13 protein-coding genes are annotated in these 15,533 nt (G+C 27.0%); 9 read left to right on the top strand and 4 right to left on the bottom strand.

Annotation, left to right across the window (positions count from 1 at the left end):
• Window positions 1–179: 179 nt before the first annotated feature.
• Together cofC and proS are read right to left on the bottom strand one after the other, a co-directional pair.
• Window positions 180–884 (bottom strand): 2-phospho-L-lactate guanylyltransferase, encoded by a 705-nt coding sequence (gene cofC, locus BM020_RS03850; RefSeq protein ID WP_067146009.1) that lies wholly within the window; start codon window positions 882–884, stop codon window positions 180–182.
• 121 nt (window positions 885–1,005) lie between these two features.
• Window positions 1,006–2,412 (bottom strand): proline--tRNA ligase, encoded by a 1,407-nt coding sequence (gene proS / locus BM020_RS03845; RefSeq protein ID WP_074798281.1) that lies wholly within the window; start codon window positions 2,410–2,412, stop codon window positions 1,006–1,008.
• 522 nt (window positions 2,413–2,934) lie between these two features.
• Here proS and BM020_RS03840 point away from each other — a divergent pair.
• The 9 genes from BM020_RS03840 to BM020_RS03800 all read left to right on the top strand — a co-directional run bounded on the left by BM020_RS03840 (window position 2,935) and on the right by BM020_RS03800 (window position 13,905).
• The gene (locus BM020_RS03840; RefSeq protein ID WP_074798279.1) at window positions 2,935–3,978 is read left to right on the top strand and encodes an NAD(P)-dependent glycerol-1-phosphate dehydrogenase; all 1,044 of its coding nucleotides are present in this window, start codon (window positions 2,935–2,937) and stop codon (window positions 3,976–3,978) included.
• A gap of 94 nt (window positions 3,979–4,072) precedes the next feature.
• Complete coding sequence (locus BM020_RS03835) at window positions 4,073–4,510, top strand: UPF0179 family protein (protein WP_074798277.1); 438 nt, start codon at window positions 4,073–4,075, stop codon at window positions 4,508–4,510.
• Between the two features lie 134 nt (window positions 4,511–4,644).
• Window positions 4,645–5,313 (top strand): ribose-5-phosphate isomerase RpiA, encoded by a 669-nt coding sequence (rpiA, locus tag BM020_RS03830; RefSeq protein WP_074798275.1) that lies wholly within the window; start codon window positions 4,645–4,647, stop codon window positions 5,311–5,313.
• Between the two features lie 91 nt (window positions 5,314–5,404).
• Window positions 5,405–5,635, top strand: coding sequence for a hypothetical protein (locus tag BM020_RS03825; RefSeq protein ID WP_067146019.1), 231 nt, complete (start codon window positions 5,405–5,407; stop codon window positions 5,633–5,635).
• A 291-nt stretch (window positions 5,636–5,926) separates the two neighbouring features.
• Window positions 5,927–7,264, top strand: coding sequence for an FAD-dependent oxidoreductase (locus BM020_RS03820; protein WP_067146021.1), 1,338 nt, complete (start codon window positions 5,927–5,929; stop codon window positions 7,262–7,264).
• A 475-nt stretch (window positions 7,265–7,739) separates the two neighbouring features.
• Complete coding sequence (gene metG / locus BM020_RS03815) at window positions 7,740–9,782, top strand: methionine--tRNA ligase (protein ID WP_074798273.1); 2,043 nt, start codon at window positions 7,740–7,742, stop codon at window positions 9,780–9,782.
• A gap of 231 nt (window positions 9,783–10,013) precedes the next feature.
• The gene (locus BM020_RS03810; RefSeq protein WP_067146024.1) at window positions 10,014–11,597 is read left to right on the top strand and encodes a DUF530 domain-containing protein; all 1,584 of its coding nucleotides are present in this window, start codon (window positions 10,014–10,016) and stop codon (window positions 11,595–11,597) included.
• Window positions 11,598–11,825: 228 nt separating this feature from the next.
• Window positions 11,826–12,443, top strand: coding sequence for a hypothetical protein (locus BM020_RS03805; protein ID WP_083405368.1), 618 nt, complete (start codon window positions 11,826–11,828; stop codon window positions 12,441–12,443).
• A gap of 436 nt (window positions 12,444–12,879) precedes the next feature.
• Window positions 12,880–13,905 (top strand): MraY family glycosyltransferase, encoded by a 1,026-nt coding sequence (locus BM020_RS03800; RefSeq protein ID WP_067146025.1) that lies wholly within the window; start codon window positions 12,880–12,882, stop codon window positions 13,903–13,905.
• 74 nt (window positions 13,906–13,979) lie between these two features.
• Here BM020_RS03800 and BM020_RS03795 read toward each other — a convergent pair whose 3' ends face one another.
• Window positions 13,980–14,483: a hypothetical protein gene (locus BM020_RS03795; protein ID WP_074798271.1), complete on the bottom strand. Its 504-nt coding sequence runs from the start codon at window positions 14,481–14,483 to the stop codon at window positions 13,980–13,982.
• Window positions 14,484–14,512: 29 nt separating this feature from the next.
• The gene (locus BM020_RS03790) at window positions 14,513–14,977 is read right to left on the bottom strand and encodes a hypothetical protein (protein WP_143743949.1); all 465 of its coding nucleotides are present in this window, start codon (window positions 14,975–14,977) and stop codon (window positions 14,513–14,515) included.
• Window positions 14,978–15,533: the final 556 nt, after the last annotated feature.

Here is a 15,533-nt window from a genome sequence, read left to right as displayed (position 1 = left end):
TAGTATTTTTTAATATTTTTTAATATAAGTTAGTATTTTTTAATATAGCTTAATATTTTTTAATATAAGTTAATACTTTTTAATATAGTTTAATATTTTTTAATATAAGTTAGTATTTTTTAATATAACTTAATATTTTTTAATATAAGTTAATATTTTTTAATATAAATTAATTTTTCTTAGTTTCTGGTAACTTTAAGTCTTTCATGGCCGTGAATAGATTCTACTTTAATTTCAAGGGATTCTAGATATTTTTTAGTTTCGGTTCCATTTCCATGAATCATGATTTCTCCAAGATCTTCAGTTGTATTTACATCAAGAGCCATATAAAAGGAATCATGCACAAAAGGAGTTAATTTTTTCTTTTCTGCCTCTTCAATGTGTTTCTTAAAACTGAATTCTCCAAATTTCATATCAATAGCTAATGGCTTTGCAATTAAAGTGTTAGTTCCCCCTCCTTTTGAGGGAACAATAATAAAATCAAGATTTTTAGATTGCTCAATAAGAAGTTTAATATTTGTTTTTCTGATTAATGGAATGTCAGATGGTAAAATAATTATTTTTCTGGTTTTCTTTCTAGACCATTTCATTGCTTGTTTTAAAGCTTTGTTTAATCCTCCATTATCAGATGGTTTTAAAGATTTAGATTTTTTATGGTCTTCTTCAATAATTGTTGTAAGCCCTAATTCTTTGGCATAATCTAAAACTTCTTCATCCTTACTTATTATTAAAATTTTATCTACGATTGGTTTTAATGTGGTTGTAATATCTTTTAACATAGCTTTTAAGAGATTTTTTCTCTCTTCAGGTGATAAGAAAGGTGATAATCTTGTTTTAGCATTTGCAAATTGACTTACAGGAATTATTGCATAAATTTTATCCATTCAGATACCTCTTTATTATTCTTCTTTTTACATTTTTGCTGAAAAATTTCAATTTTTTCATATTTTTTTTTAAAAAATTTTGATTGGTGTTTTTAGCTGGAGGCTTTAAAAGCTTAGCTATTTAGTAAGTCTTAGCTATAAGTGCAAGATGTTTAGCTGGCTTTCCACAATGAGGGCAAAGTTTATCAGTTTCAATATTTTCTTCATTAATACCAAGAATATCTAGATCTGCTTCTTCTTCAATAGCCCTACCACATTCTTCATCTCCACACCAATAGAACTTAATGACTTTTCCTTCATCTACAATGCCTGAAGCGTTTTCAAGAGTATCTAATGTAACTATTTTTTCTTCTTGTTTAGCCCAAGCAGTAGATTTTAAGTTTTCTTCAACTTCAAATAATAAATCTGATACTTTTTCAGCTATATTCTCATCTAAACTAGTTTCAATCTTTTCACCACTATCTCTTCTTCCGAGAATTGCTACATTATTATTTAAATCTCTTGGCCCTAATTCAAATCTAAGTGGAGTTCCTTTTAATTCCCAATCAAAGAATTTTTTACCTGGTCTGATGTCTCTTGTATCCATTTGAACTCTTATGCCTTTAGCTTCTAAAGATTTTTTAATTTCTAAACACTTAGCCATCACTTCTTCTCCACCATCTTTAAAGATAATAGGGATGATTGTAATTTGTTTTGGTGAAAGCTCTGGAGGTAATTGAAGACCTTTTTCATCTCCATGAGTAGCAATAGCTGCTGCAATAACCCTATCAGATATTCCATAACAGGTTTGATAAGCATATTCGTGATTAGCTTCCTTATTTTCAAAGGTAATTTCAAAGGTCTTTGCAAAAGTTTGACCTAAATTGTGAACTGTAGCTATTTGTAAGGTTTTTCCATCAGGCATAATTGTATCAAAAGCCATAGTATATTCTGCACCAGGGAATTTATCCCATACAGGTCTTTTGCTAATCAGATAAGCTATTCCAAGTTCATCAAAGAACTCTTTATAAAGTTCAATTCCAGTTTCAACCTGTTTTGCTGCTTCAGCAGAGCTGGAATGTACAGTATGAGCTTCTGCAAAGGTAGTAATTTCCCTTACTCTTATAAGTGGCCTAGTATGTTTTGTTTCATATCTGAATGTATTAACTACTTGGTACTGTTTAATTGGTAAATCGATATGTGATCTTACCCATAAAGAAAACATAGGATACATAGCAGTTTCACTAGTAGGTCTGATAGCTAATTTTTCATTTAATTCTTTTTGGCCGCCATGAGTAACCCAGTATACTTCATCTTCAAATCCCTTTACATGAATACCTTCTTTTGCAAGTTCTTCTTCTGGAATGAGTAATGGATATAAAACTTCGTCATGTTCTCTATCAAGTAAATCTCTAAATATCTTCAAAGTAGCTTTTCTAATTTGAAATCCGTAAGGAAGCCATACACTCATTCCTTTAATAGGATATCTAGAATCTATTATCTCAGCGTTTTCTAAAATATCATGAAACCATTCACTAAAATTCTCCACATTATCACCTAATTAATAAAATAATAATTAATGATTTTAATTATTTTGAATACTTATTTTAAATAAATATTCTAAGAGTTATGTTTAAATAAAAATATTTTAAACAGATATCATAAAAGTTATACTTTAATAAAAATATTTTAAACAGATATCATAAAAGTTATACTTTAATAAAAATACTTTAAATAGAATATTTTAAAAATATCCTAAATAACTATTAAACTATTAGTTAATAATATTAGTAATATGTTTTTAATAAATTATATAGTTTATTAGTTATTAGATTAAAATCAAAATTCTTTTATCAAAACCTATCAAAATCTAATTTTTTTTAGTAGAAATTAATTTAAATCAAATCTTTTTTAAATCTAATTTTTTTATTAGAATTAATTTAAATCAAAAATTATTTAATTCATAGAAAACATATATTAAAATAATATTAATTAACATACTATGAAATTTATAAAATATTATAGATTCTAAAATTATTCAAAATTTAAAATTAATTTTTAAGGAGATAATATGAATTCTAAAACAATTCAAATGCCAAGAGAAGTACATATTGGCCCTAATGTCCTTGATGAAATAGGTAAAATATGTAAAAATTTACGTTTATTTGATGAAGCTCTTGTTGTATCTGGTTTTCATACATTTGATGTAGCAGGTCGCCAAACTGTGGATGCTTTAGAAAGTTCAGATTTTGGAGTTGAAGTTGTAAAAGTCAAAGATGCTTCAATAGAATCAGTTGAAATGGTACAAGATAAAATTGCTAATGCTTCTGTAGTATTAGGTGTTGGTGGAGGTAAAATTATTGATGTTGCAAAACTTGCTTCTACTAATGCACATTCTTACTTCCTTTCTGTTCCAACAACTGCATCTCACGATGGAATTGCATCACCAATGGCTTCAATAAAAAATGATAAGGGCTCTATCTCTAAAAATGCAAATTCTCCAATGGCAGTTGTTGCTGATACTGGTATTATCAATACTGCTCCTTTTAGATTGATTGCTTCAGGCTGTGCAGATATTGTATCTAATTATACAGCAATTAAGGATTGGAAACTAGCTTATAGATTAAAAAATGAAGATTATAGTGAATCTGCAGCAGCTTTATCTGAAATGACTGCTAAATTGATTATCAATTCTTCAAATAGTATTAAAGAAGGATTAGAAGAAAGTGCAAGAATTGTTGTTAAATCATTATTTAGTAGTGGTATGGCAATAAGTATTGCAGGTTCTAGTAGACCTGCAAGTGGTTCTGAACACTTATTTAGTCATGCTTTAGATAGGGTAGCTAAAAAACCTGCATTACATGGTGAACAATGTGGTGTAGGTACTATTATGATGATGCATTTACATGGTGGGGACTGGAAATCAATTAGAAATATATTAAAAACTATTGGAGCTCCAACTACTGCATCAGAATTAGGTATAGATGATGATGATATTGTTGATGCATTAACAATAGCTCATACTATAAGACCTGAAAGATATACAATTTTGGGAGATAATGGCCTTACAAGAGAAGCAGCTATTAAATTAGCTAAAAAGACTGAAATTATTTAGTTTATTCATTAATTTCCTATTTAATTTTTTCCTCTTTTAAATTTTAAGTATGTTAATTAATTATTAATTGAATTATTTAAATGAGGATGATTATATGATTACATTAATCGGTAAAGAATTAGCAAAAGAAGGAGTGAGTTTTATTTTTTATGGGGCCGTAGAAGAGTGTTCAGATTGTAGATTTAAGGCCTCTTGTGTAGATTCATTAAAGGAAGGACATAGATATACTATCACTGAAGTAAGGGATGTAGAACAGAAATGCCCTATTCATGAATGTGAAAAAGTTAAAGTAGTTGTGGTTGAAAATGGAGAATTTACTATTTTAACTGATTCAAAAGGAATATTTGAAGGTTCAAGCTTTGATTTTAATCGTAAAGGTTGTTCTAATAAAGATTGTGACTTTAGGGATATGTGTTTTCCTGAGGGAATTTCTAAAGAAGAAAAAGGATTTTATGTTAAAGACTTAGGTAAATTTAAAGATTGCCCATGTGGAAACTCTTTAGAAAAATGCATTGTAAAAATTCATGATTAATTTAAATTTCATTATAATTTATGATTAATTAATTCGTTAATTGATTATATGATTTTTAAGTATTCATTTTATTTTTTCATTTTTATAATCTTTATAGATTTATTTTAGTAAAGATATTATTATTTGGTGTTATTATGAGTCAAATGAAGAAGGATTGCGCTTATGCTGCAGCTGATTTAGTAAAAGATGGTCAAATTTTAGGGCTTGGAACTGGTTCAACTACTCACTACTTTATTGAAAAGGTAGGCATGAGAGTTAGAGATGAAGGAATAGAAGTTATGGGAATTCCAACTTCTTTTCAGTCTTCATTACTTGCTCGTAAATGGAATATTCAAATAACTAGTCTTGATGAGCATGAAATAGATTTAGCTGTTGATGGTGCTGATGAAATAGATCCTAATTTTAATTTAATTAAAGGTGGAGGAGCAGCACATACTTTAGAAAAAATTGTTGATTATTCTGCAAAGGAATTATTAATTATTGCAGATGATTCTAAACTTGTAGATGTTTTAGGTGCTTTCCCACTTCCAGTAGAAATCATTCCAAGTTCTTTAAACCCTGTAACAAAAGCTTTAGAAGATATGGGGGGAGAAGTAAAACTTAGAATGGGCAAAGCTAAAGATGGACCTGTTATAACAGATAATGCTAACTTTATTTTAGATGTAGCATTTGGTAAAATAGAAAACCCTATTTCTATGGAAAAAGAATTAAACACAATTCCAGGTCTTGTAGAAAATGGTTTATTTACAGAAATGGTTGATAGGGTTATTATTGGTTCTAAAGATGGTGTAAGATATTTATAATTATTGACTCTAAAGAGAATCTAAGATATTTATAATTATTGACTCTAAAGATGGTGTAGAATATTTATAATGGAGTAAATTAAGTGATATAATGCCTTTTGGTCCTAGTGGAAGTAGACCTTTCCCATTTGATTATAGAAAAACTTTAAATAAAGTTTTTATCTTAGTAGGTATTCTAATTATTGTATATGCAGTACTTTGGATTTTAGCTGAATTAAAATTAATTCCACTTATAGTTTATGCCTTATTCCCACAGTTTGTATTGCTTTTAGTTGGAATATTTATTTTTTATCAAGCTTATAGCCGTAGAAATCTTTATTAAGTTTAATTTGGATTTTAACTATTTTTTTAAATATTTTTTATCTTTTATCATTTTTTGATATTTATTCTTCTATTTTTATTATTATTTTCTAAATAAAGAAACTATATATAAGATAATTAAGATAATCTATATTAATATTCTAATATCTTTGAATTATTGCCTTTTTATTAATTTTTTTATATAATTTATTTTGCTTATATTGATTAATTAATTTATTAATTTTATTAGAATGTTTATATTTAAAATTCAACTAACTGTTAAAAAAAATAATATCTATTAGGATTTGAGTAAATGAAAGTTGTTATTGTTGGTGGAGGAGCTGGAGGCATATCTACAGCGTCTAATCTTAGAAAATTAGATGAAGAAGTTGAAATTATTGTATTAACAAGAGATAATCAAGTTTCTTATTCTCCTTGTGCTATTCCTTATGTATTATCTGATAGAATTCATTCATTTGATGATATTGTAATGAGAACTGTTGATGATTATAAAGCAAAAAATATTGATGTAATGCTTGAAACTGAAGTAACTGCTGTTGATTCAGATAAAAAACAAATTACCTATTCTAAAGAGGGTGTAGTAAAAACTATGAATTATGATAAATTAGTTTTAGCTACTGGAGGAAGCCCATTTGTACCACCTATGAAAGGGGTAGATTTAGAGGGAGTATTTAAAATAAGAACTTTAGATGATGGTAAGCAAGTTAAAGAATGGGCTGAAAATTGTGAAAGTGCATTAGTTACTGGTGCAGGTTTAATTGGTATTGAAATTGCTTATGCATTTAAGAAAATGGGTTTGAAAGTGACTTTATGCGAAATGTTACCACAAATTGTTCCACGTTCCCTTGACCCAGATATGGCTAAAATCATCACTGATTATTTAATTGGAGAAGGTATTGATATAGTACTTGGTCAACCTATTACTGAGCTTAAAGGTGAAGATGGAAAAGTAAAAACTGCAGTCTTTGAAGATGGATCAGAGGCAGATGCAGATATGGTTATTTTAGCTACAGGTGTTAGGGCAGAACTTAAATTAGCTAAAATGGCAGGCTGTGATTGTGGAAGATGGGCGATACTTGTAAATGATAGGATGGCTACTTCTGTACCGGATATTTATGCTGTTGGCGACTGTGTAGAATCTTATAGTGCGATTTTAAGATCTAACACTGTTTCTCAATTAGGTACTACTGCTGTAAGACAAGCTAAAACTTTAGCTCAAACACTTGCAGGTAAACGTTCTAGATTTTATCCGGTTTTAAATTCTATGGTATCTAAAGTAGGTAAATTGGAGTTTGGTGCTGTAGGCCTAACCCGTAGCTTTGCTCAACAAAATAGTATTAAAGCAGTTGTAGGAAAAGTAGAGGCTTTAACAAGAGCAAGATACTATCCAAATGCAAAACCAATGAATGTAAAGGTTATCTGTGATGCAGATGGTACGATTATTGGATGCCAAATCATTGCTGAAGAGAGAGTAGCTGAGCGAATTGATACAATGACTTTAGCTATTACTCAAGAGCTTACTTGCTTTGAATTAAGTAATATGGAGTTTGCTTATGCACCTCCTGTATCTATGGTTACTGATCCATTGGTACTTGCTGTTGAAAAAGTAAGTAAGAAGTTTAATGTTTAAGCAAGCTTTTTAAGCAAGCTTTTTGAGGCTTCGCCTCAAAAACCTTGACCAAAATTTTTTTTATATTTGAAAGATGTGTTCTTTTTTATTATTTTTATTCTTTTTTTTAAAATTAAAGTATAATGCAATGCTTGATTTTTCTTTTTGTTTATCTTTTATTGGCACTTTCTTTAACTATTTTTCATTCTTTTCTTTTTAAAAAATATATTAATTTATTAAATTTTTTTGCAATGCTTAATTTTTATTTTTGTAAATTTTCATATTAAAAATCACTACTTATTTATATAACAGATTATATATATTGTATTGTTAAATGTTTGATTGTTATATTTAATTATAATTATTATATTCCTTTATAAAGTAAAAACTAATTGCTGTATTTAATTATGATTACAATATTTGTTTATAAAATAAAAATTAATGAAATTATTGAAAATTTTAAAATAATTAATTATACTTATTGGAGAAGATTTAATTGACTAAAATATTTATTTCATGTGCCCTACCTTATGCAAATGGACCATGTCATTTAGGACATTTAAGGTCCACTTATATTCCAGCAGATATTTATGCAAGATATAATCGTATGGCGGGAAATGAGGTGTTAATGGTATGTGCAACTGATGAGCATGGTACTCCCATTGCAGTAAAAGCAGATCTTGAAGGTAAAGAGCCTATTGAGATTGCAAAACGTTACCATGATATGATTGCAGAGGATATTAGAAGCTGCGATATTTCTTTAGATAACTTTGCAAGAACAACTGATAAGATACATTATAAAATATCACAAGATTTTTTCAAATATCTTTATGATAAAGGATTGATTTATGAAGAAACTATTCAGCAACTATACTGTGAAAATTGTGAAAAGTTCTTACCTGACAGATATGTAGAAGGAATTTGTCCAGCTTGTGGATCTGAAGCAAGAGGAGATCACTGTGAAGCTTGTGGTAGAGCACTAGATCCTACAGAGCTTATTGAGCCAAAATGTTTAACCTGTGGAAACACTCCAATTATTTGTGACAGTACTCAATATTTCTTTAAATTAAGCCATTTCCAAGAACAACTTGAAGATTATATTAGTACTAATGAATATTTACCTCCAAATGTAAGAAACTATGCTGAAAATTGGTTAAAAGAGGGTCTTCAAGATTGGATTATGACTCGTGATATGAAATGGGGCATTCCAGTACCTTTGGAAGGTGCAGAAGGTAAGGTAATTTATGTATGGGGAGAAGCGTTTATAGGTTATATCTCTTCTGCTGCTCAATGGTCTAGAAGAACTGGTATTCCTTGGGAAGATTATTGGGATGGACATGTAGTTCATTTTATTGGTAAAGATATTATTTACCATCACTCTTTATTCTGGCCAGCTATGTTAATGGGTCATGATTGTAAGTTACCAGATGATATTTTCGCTGGTGAATTTTTATCCCTTGAAGGTAGAAAAATGTCTACCAGTAAAAATTGGGTCGTTTGGGTAGCAGACTTTGTAAGAGACTTTGATTCTGATTTACTCAGATATTATTTAACAGTTAATGCTCCTTTAAATAAAGACACTGATTTTTCATGGGATGATTTCCAAAGAAGAATCAATGATGAATTAGCAGATGTAATAGGTAATTTCTTACACAGAACATTTACTTTTACTAAAAAGTTCTTTGATTCTAAAGTACCGGAATATAAAAATCCAAGTGAAGAGGATTTAGAATTTGAAAAAGCCATTAAGGAATTGCCGGATAAAGTAGGTGACTTAATTTCAGATATGAAATTTAGAGAGGGTTTAGTTGAAATTATAAAAACTGCTAAAAAAGGTAATAAATACTTTAATGATCAGGAACCATGGAAAGCAGTAAAAGAAGATTTAGAAAGGGCTTCTAATTGTTTATATTTATCTAATCAATTATCTAAGGTACTTGCTATTTTATTAAAACCTTATATTCCGAATAAAGCTGATGCAATTTGTAATATGATTAATATTCCAATTGAAGATAGGTGGGAAGATGCAAAAGTCTTTTTAGAAGAAGGTCACACAATCAATAAAGCAAAACCATTATTTAAAAAGATTGAAGATAAAGCAATTGAACAGCAAAAAGAGAAATTATATAAAAATTTAGAAGAATCTGAAGACAAAAAAGATTCTAGAGATAAAGATTCTAAAGATAATAATAAAAAGCTCAAAGACAAAGATATAGGTGAAAAAATGGATTTAATTAGTATTGATGATTTTGCAAAAGTAGAAATAAAAATTGGTAAAATAGTAGAATGTGAAAAAATTGAAAAATCTAATAAATTATTAAAAACTCAAATTGATATCGGTGATAAAACCATTCAAGTAGTTGCAGGTTTAGGTAAAAGATATGCTCCTGAAGACTTAGTTGGTAAAAAAGTACCTGTTGTAACTAATTTAAAACCTGCTAAATTAATGGGAGAAAAGTCTGAAGGAATGATTATGGCTACTGAAAGTGCAGCTATTTTAAATCCAGATGATTGTGAAATTGGTGAATTACTTATGTAATTTGCCTATTTTTTTATTTTTATAATAAAGTACAATGTGTTCATTGTTTTAGTTTAATTAATTATGGTGCAATGTGTTTTATTGTTTTAGTTTAATTAATTATGGTGCAATGGTTTTCATTGTTTTAGTTTAATTAATTACAATGTTGAATTTTAAAGTAAATTTATAATATCCTATTTAAAAAATATAAATTCTTGGCGGCGAATTTATAAAAGTCCTCACGGTGATATTATGGATGAATCATTAATGATAACAGAATCTGAAAAATTTCTAAATGAGATAGAGAAGGGAAAATTAGATTTAACTAATTTAAAAAATGATTTTAAAGATTTAGAGTCATTTTTAGAAATCTATGAACTTCTTAAAGATAATTTAGATAAGCTTCAAGAGATGAAAGAAAGTATGGATGAAAGTGGATATACTGCTCCGTTTAGATCTTTAAATCGTTATGGTTCTCGTATAAGTGACAATATTGACTTTGAAGAATTAAGTGAAATTAGCCGTCATAATCAAATCTTTAGGAACAAAGCATCTGCAAAAAGAAATAGTTTTGATAGGGTCAAATATGCTATTTCAGCACATAGAATTGCATTAGGTAATTTAGAAGAGTATGGTAAGATTAGATGTATGGAGTGTAAGAAGTCTTATCGTGTAAGTAGCTTTTTAGATGCTAGAAAGACTTGTAAATGTGAATCCTCTGATTTTGAATTTAAAGTTAATCATTCTGGTGTTCATAGGCTTGAAATAATCCCATATCTTCCATTATCTGGTAATTATATGGTTTTAATGTCTGGTTTATCTAGTTGGGGTAGAGAATCTTTTAAAAGAGTTTTAAACATTTTAAAGCAACAAAGAAGAGGGGTTGTTAAAACAGTAACTCCTATTGTCAAATATAAAGAAAACGGTAGAACCATTACTAAAAGAGTCCCTCTAGATAGTGAATTTGCAGATAGTTATGAAGAGGAATTAAGAAGAAGATTCGGTAAGGGAGTTCGTATTGAAAGATTAGAGTTCCATAGAACTAAGCCAACCATAATCAATGATAAACATACTTGCACTAATTTAGCTTTAGCTTATGTAAAACATGCTGAAGATATTGTAGAGCGTCATAGTGAAGCTATTTTTGAAGATAAGATTAAAGATTTGAACAATCTTAAAATATATGATGAAATTATCTATTCAGTTAATTTAGAAAAGCCAGAATTTATAGATTCTAATGATTTAGAAGAATGGAGAAAGGATAAAATTAATCAGAATCTCCAAGAGCTAGGATTAATAGATAAGTTTGGTCATTTAGATAGACAGCTTAAGAAAGATTTAAAAGAAAAAGATAAGATTAAAACAAAAATCTTTGCAGATATTGCTCCTACTTTAATACTGTGGGATATTTCTAAATATTATTTATGTACTTCCCACGATAGACGAAAACGTTATGGTTCACCTTTCCCATATATTCGTGGAGACATTGACAGACAACAACGTAAAGTATTCCAGAATCCACATACTAAAGTAGTAAAAATTTTACAAGATAAAGAAAAAGAGCATATTTTATCTATACCTGAAATGGATTTATTATTACATAAAAAGTTTAAATTTGAGGGTAGAATCAAAAATTTAAACATTAAATTAAATTATGCGGCTGTAGGTCCGGCTATTGTCTTTACTAATTCTAATTATAATATTAAAGAAGTTTCCTATGCTTTTAAAGTAGGTGAAAAAAGCATTAAGCATGAAATAAATAATATGAAAAGTATTAGAAAGCCAAATACAAAACGCTCTAGAGATTTCATTGATTTGGTAAAGAATAAATCTTAAATTAGTTACAATTTAATCATATACATTTTAATTATATGAATTTTAATTATATACTATTTGATTATATACAATTTAATTATATACTATTTGATTATATACAATTTAATTATATAAGATTTGATTATATACATTTTAATTATATGATTTGATTATATGCATTTTAATTATATGATTATCTATTTTACTAACTATTTTATTTAAAAATCTTTTTAATTTATGGTGATTTTCATGGTTGAAGAATTTGATGATTATGATGATGACTTTGATGAGTTTGAAGATGATGATTTTGACTATGATAATTTAGATTCAGAATCTAAAGAAGAATTAGATATTTTTGATGAAAAACCTTTAGAGACTGATTTAGATTATGATAAAAATGCTGTTGAAGTACACATTTCAACACAATTAACATCAAGAAAGCTTATTGAATTAATGGATACTTATCCTTCTTTAAAGAGAATTACCTGTCCTTTAAGTATTTATGATAGAATTTCCCCTACTTATATTAAGGCTTTAGATAAATTGGGGGTTTCTGTTGAGGTAAAATATAATTGGGGTAAGAAAAAATATTCAAAAAATCAAATCAATCAAATAATTGATTTATATAATGAAGGAAAACGCTCTGAGGAAATTTCATCTATATTAGGTATGTCCATTTCTAATGTTAATTATATTAAATCTAAATATTTTGATAAAATCAATGTAAAACATTATAAAAGAAAGTATGATGATGACTGTAGATTGAAAATTAAAAACATGAAAGAAGCAGGTTTAAAACCTAAAGATATATCTTATGAACTCAATATCCCTATAAGATCTATTTATTATATTTTAAATAAAAAATGATTTTTTCATTTTTATCACTTATTTATTCACTTTTTTATTTTTATCATTTATTTATTCACTTTTTTATTTTTATCACTTATTTATTCTCTTTTCTATTTATCACTTATTTATTCACTTTTTTATTATATTTTAAAATTTTATTATTTTTTATTTTTTCAATTTTCCAATATAATTAATTCATAATATTTATATGCCTTTTACACTTTTTTTAATTTTCTTATCTATATACTATATTCTATAACATAGCAATTTTTTATAAATTTAGCTAATTTTTTAGAATTTTTTATTTAAATACTTGAAGTTGAATAGTTTAAACATTGAATTTTATAAAAAGTTTATTTAATATAAGTAATAAAAAATAAACTAATTATTTAAAAACAATTTATTTAAAGATTAAATAATGTTTGGTAAAGATTAAATAATGTTTGGTGTTAAAATGTCAAGTTTAATTTCAATTCCTACAATGCCACTTGTTGTTATTGCACTTATTTGTGGGATTTTATCATTTATAAGTACTCGTTTAGTTATGCCTTGGCTTATTCATAAGCTTGAAGAGGCTGAAATTATAGGAAAAGATATTCATAAATCAGCTCATCCTATTGTAGCTGAAATGGGTGGTATGGGAATATTATTTGGTTTTGTTATAGGAATATTTGTGGGAATTATACTTTTTCCAACATTAACATTCCAATTAGCTATTGTTCTTGTAGTAATCCTTCTTGTTGGAATGGTTGGAATGGTAGATGATTTAATTGTTTTATCATCTAAAGAAAAGCTTTTTTTACTATTTTTAGCAGGTGTGCCCTTATGGTGGATTGCACCACCTAATGTTGGTCTTTTGTATATAATCCTAATTCCAATAGCTGTTTCAATCTGTTCTAATTTAACTAATATGCTTGCAGGTTTAAATGGTATTGAATCAGGTCTTGGAGTTATTTCGATGACTTCCTTAACTATCAGTTGTATTGTTCTAGGTAAGTATGATGTAGCTATTATTAGTATGAGTATGTTAGGTACTTTAATTGCATTCTTGTATTATAATAAATATCCAGCAAAGGTTTTCCCAGGAGACACTGGTACACTTATTATAGGAGCAAGTATTGCAGCTACTGCATTTATTGGTAGGGTTAAATTAATTGCTTTTATTGTACTTTTACCAAATATTATAGATGCAGCACTTAAGTTTTATAGTGCAGGAGTTATGGAAAGACAAGAGCACAGACCTACTCAACTTAATGATGATGGGAAATTGGTAAGGCCGGAACAAGGATTTAAATCTTTAATTAGATTGGTTTTAAGAAAACCTGTTGATGAAAAGACTGCTGTTATGATGATTTGGGCTATAGGTATTATTTTTGGAATAATTGGAATAATCGTTGCTATTTTAATGCCAAGTGTTACTCATAATCAAACATTTGCACAGTTCATACACTTAAAAGATTATTTCTATTATTTAGGTTAATTTTTTAATATTTCAATTTTCTAGATTTTTTCCTTTTTATTCTTTTCTATCTTTACTATTTATAATCTTTTATGCTAAATCCAAAGAACATTTGCAGTTGTAAAACTGTATTTATTAGAAAAAGCAGGGTTAAACAATCTATTTGTTATATTTTCAGTTTTAAATGAATTTGTAATACTTTTTCTAACATGGTAATTTATACGGTCTCCTGTAGATTCCTTTTCTTCTTTTGTTTTTATCTGTGGGGATGATGCATAAACTTTTAATTGTATCCTGGTTTTATTAAATTTATCTTTCCCTTTAATAGATTGGGTGATTTTGACTATTTTTATATTTTTAGTTTTCATCAGGGATACTTTCTTAGGGTCTTTAGAATAGGTATCATAGGATTCTTTTGGATAAATAGCTAAACCATTAGATGATATTCCTTCAAAAGCCCCATTCCTTGCTGAAGCTATGGCTATATTTAATTCATTAGCTTCTAATGCTAGATTTGATACTATGATTATTGTAATTAGTGTAAAACTGATTATTAATAGTAATTCTACCGTAATTTGTCCTTTTTTATCTAATTTCATAATTTCCTCTAGGTTTTTTAAAGTTTTAGCTATTCTGATATTTGCCTAATTTGTATTGAACTTTGATTTATTGTATGAGTTTCATTATTATTTACTAAAGTCTTCTTTATCAAATATGACCTTCCATTATATAATTGAACACTATTTATTGTTTGATTATCATTATCGACAAGCCTAATGGGATTAATATCTGATTTTCCTTTTTTATTATTAAATTCTAGAATTACTTCGTTATTATTTATTAAAATGGAATAATAATTACCATTAATTGAATTAGGTAATCTAACTTTCTTATTAAATCCATATTCTTTGGAATTTACTGCATTTATTGAATTTGAGATATGATTCAATAAGGACCGTCCTTGGCTATTTTCATCAATTTCTATGCTGGAATTTAAATTTTCCTCTAAGATTGGTAAATTTATACTAAGTAATAAAATTATAATCAATGTAGAAAATAAAAATTCTATGTTTATTATTCCTCTTGAATCCATGGATATTTATTTTATTTTAATATTATTTAAATATTTACTAATATTTAGGGTCAATTTAATTAGATGATTGTTATTTTTTTATATAAACATAATTTTATTGATTTTTATCAATTTAATTAGTTCAAATCAATTTTATAATTATTTTAGAATTTTTTATTAGTTTAAAAAATTTATTTTATTTAAAAAAATTAAGTAATACTATTAAAAATATTTAAAGTTTTTAAAATTTTTAAGAGTTTATAAAAATTTAAGTATATAAAAAATATAACCTTGTAGAAACCATTATTAAAAATAATGAATTATCGATTTTAATCACTTATTTTAACAAAATACTGATTATAATACCTTTATTTAATAAAAAAATAATCATATAGCCGTTAAATTTTTACAGTTGAAAAATTACTTTCGTGCAAAAAAAATTTAACAACCCTTCATTTCAAATATAAAGGCCATAAAACACTTAAAATTTATTACACTTGAAATTACACTTTTAAATACTTAAAAAAAGAAATAAAAAGTTATTTATAATAAAAAGGGGAATAAATATTAATATGAC

The organism is Methanobrevibacter olleyae (assembly GCF_900114585.1).
Lineage (GTDB): Archaea > Methanobacteriota > Methanobacteria > Methanobacteriales > Methanobacteriaceae > Methanobrevibacter > Methanobrevibacter olleyae.
This window is presented reverse-complemented; position numbering and strand designations above follow the sequence as displayed.

Bases quoted from the DNA above. Each gene is read 5' to 3' on its own strand.
- cofC (WP_067146009.1), bottom strand. From the start codon at position 884: ATGGATAAAATTTATGCAATAATTCCTGTAAGTCAATTTGCAAATGCT.
- BM020_RS03840 (WP_074798279.1), top strand. From the start codon at position 2,935: ATGAATTCTAAAACAATTCAAATGCCAAGAGAAGTACATATTGGCCCT.
- BM020_RS03835 (WP_074798277.1), top strand. From the start codon at position 4,073: ATGATTACATTAATCGGTAAAGAATTAGCAAAAGAAGGAGTGAGTTTT.
- rpiA (WP_074798275.1), top strand. From the start codon at position 4,645: ATGAGTCAAATGAAGAAGGATTGCGCTTATGCTGCAGCTGATTTAGTA.
- BM020_RS03825 (WP_067146019.1), top strand. From the start codon at position 5,405: ATGCCTTTTGGTCCTAGTGGAAGTAGACCTTTCCCATTTGATTATAGA.
- BM020_RS03820 (WP_067146021.1), top strand. From the start codon at position 5,927: ATGAAAGTTGTTATTGTTGGTGGAGGAGCTGGAGGCATATCTACAGCG.
- BM020_RS03810 (WP_067146024.1), top strand. From the start codon at position 10,014: ATGGATGAATCATTAATGATAACAGAATCTGAAAAATTTCTAAATGAG.
- BM020_RS03805 (WP_083405368.1), top strand. From the start codon at position 11,826: ATGGTTGAAGAATTTGATGATTATGATGATGACTTTGATGAGTTTGAA.
- BM020_RS03800 (WP_067146025.1), top strand. From the start codon at position 12,880: ATGTCAAGTTTAATTTCAATTCCTACAATGCCACTTGTTGTTATTGCA.
- BM020_RS03795 (WP_074798271.1), bottom strand. From the start codon at position 14,483: ATGAAATTAGATAAAAAAGGACAAATTACGGTAGAATTACTATTAATA.
- BM020_RS03790 (WP_143743949.1), bottom strand. From the start codon at position 14,977: ATGGATTCAAGAGGAATAATAAACATAGAATTTTTATTTTCTACATTG.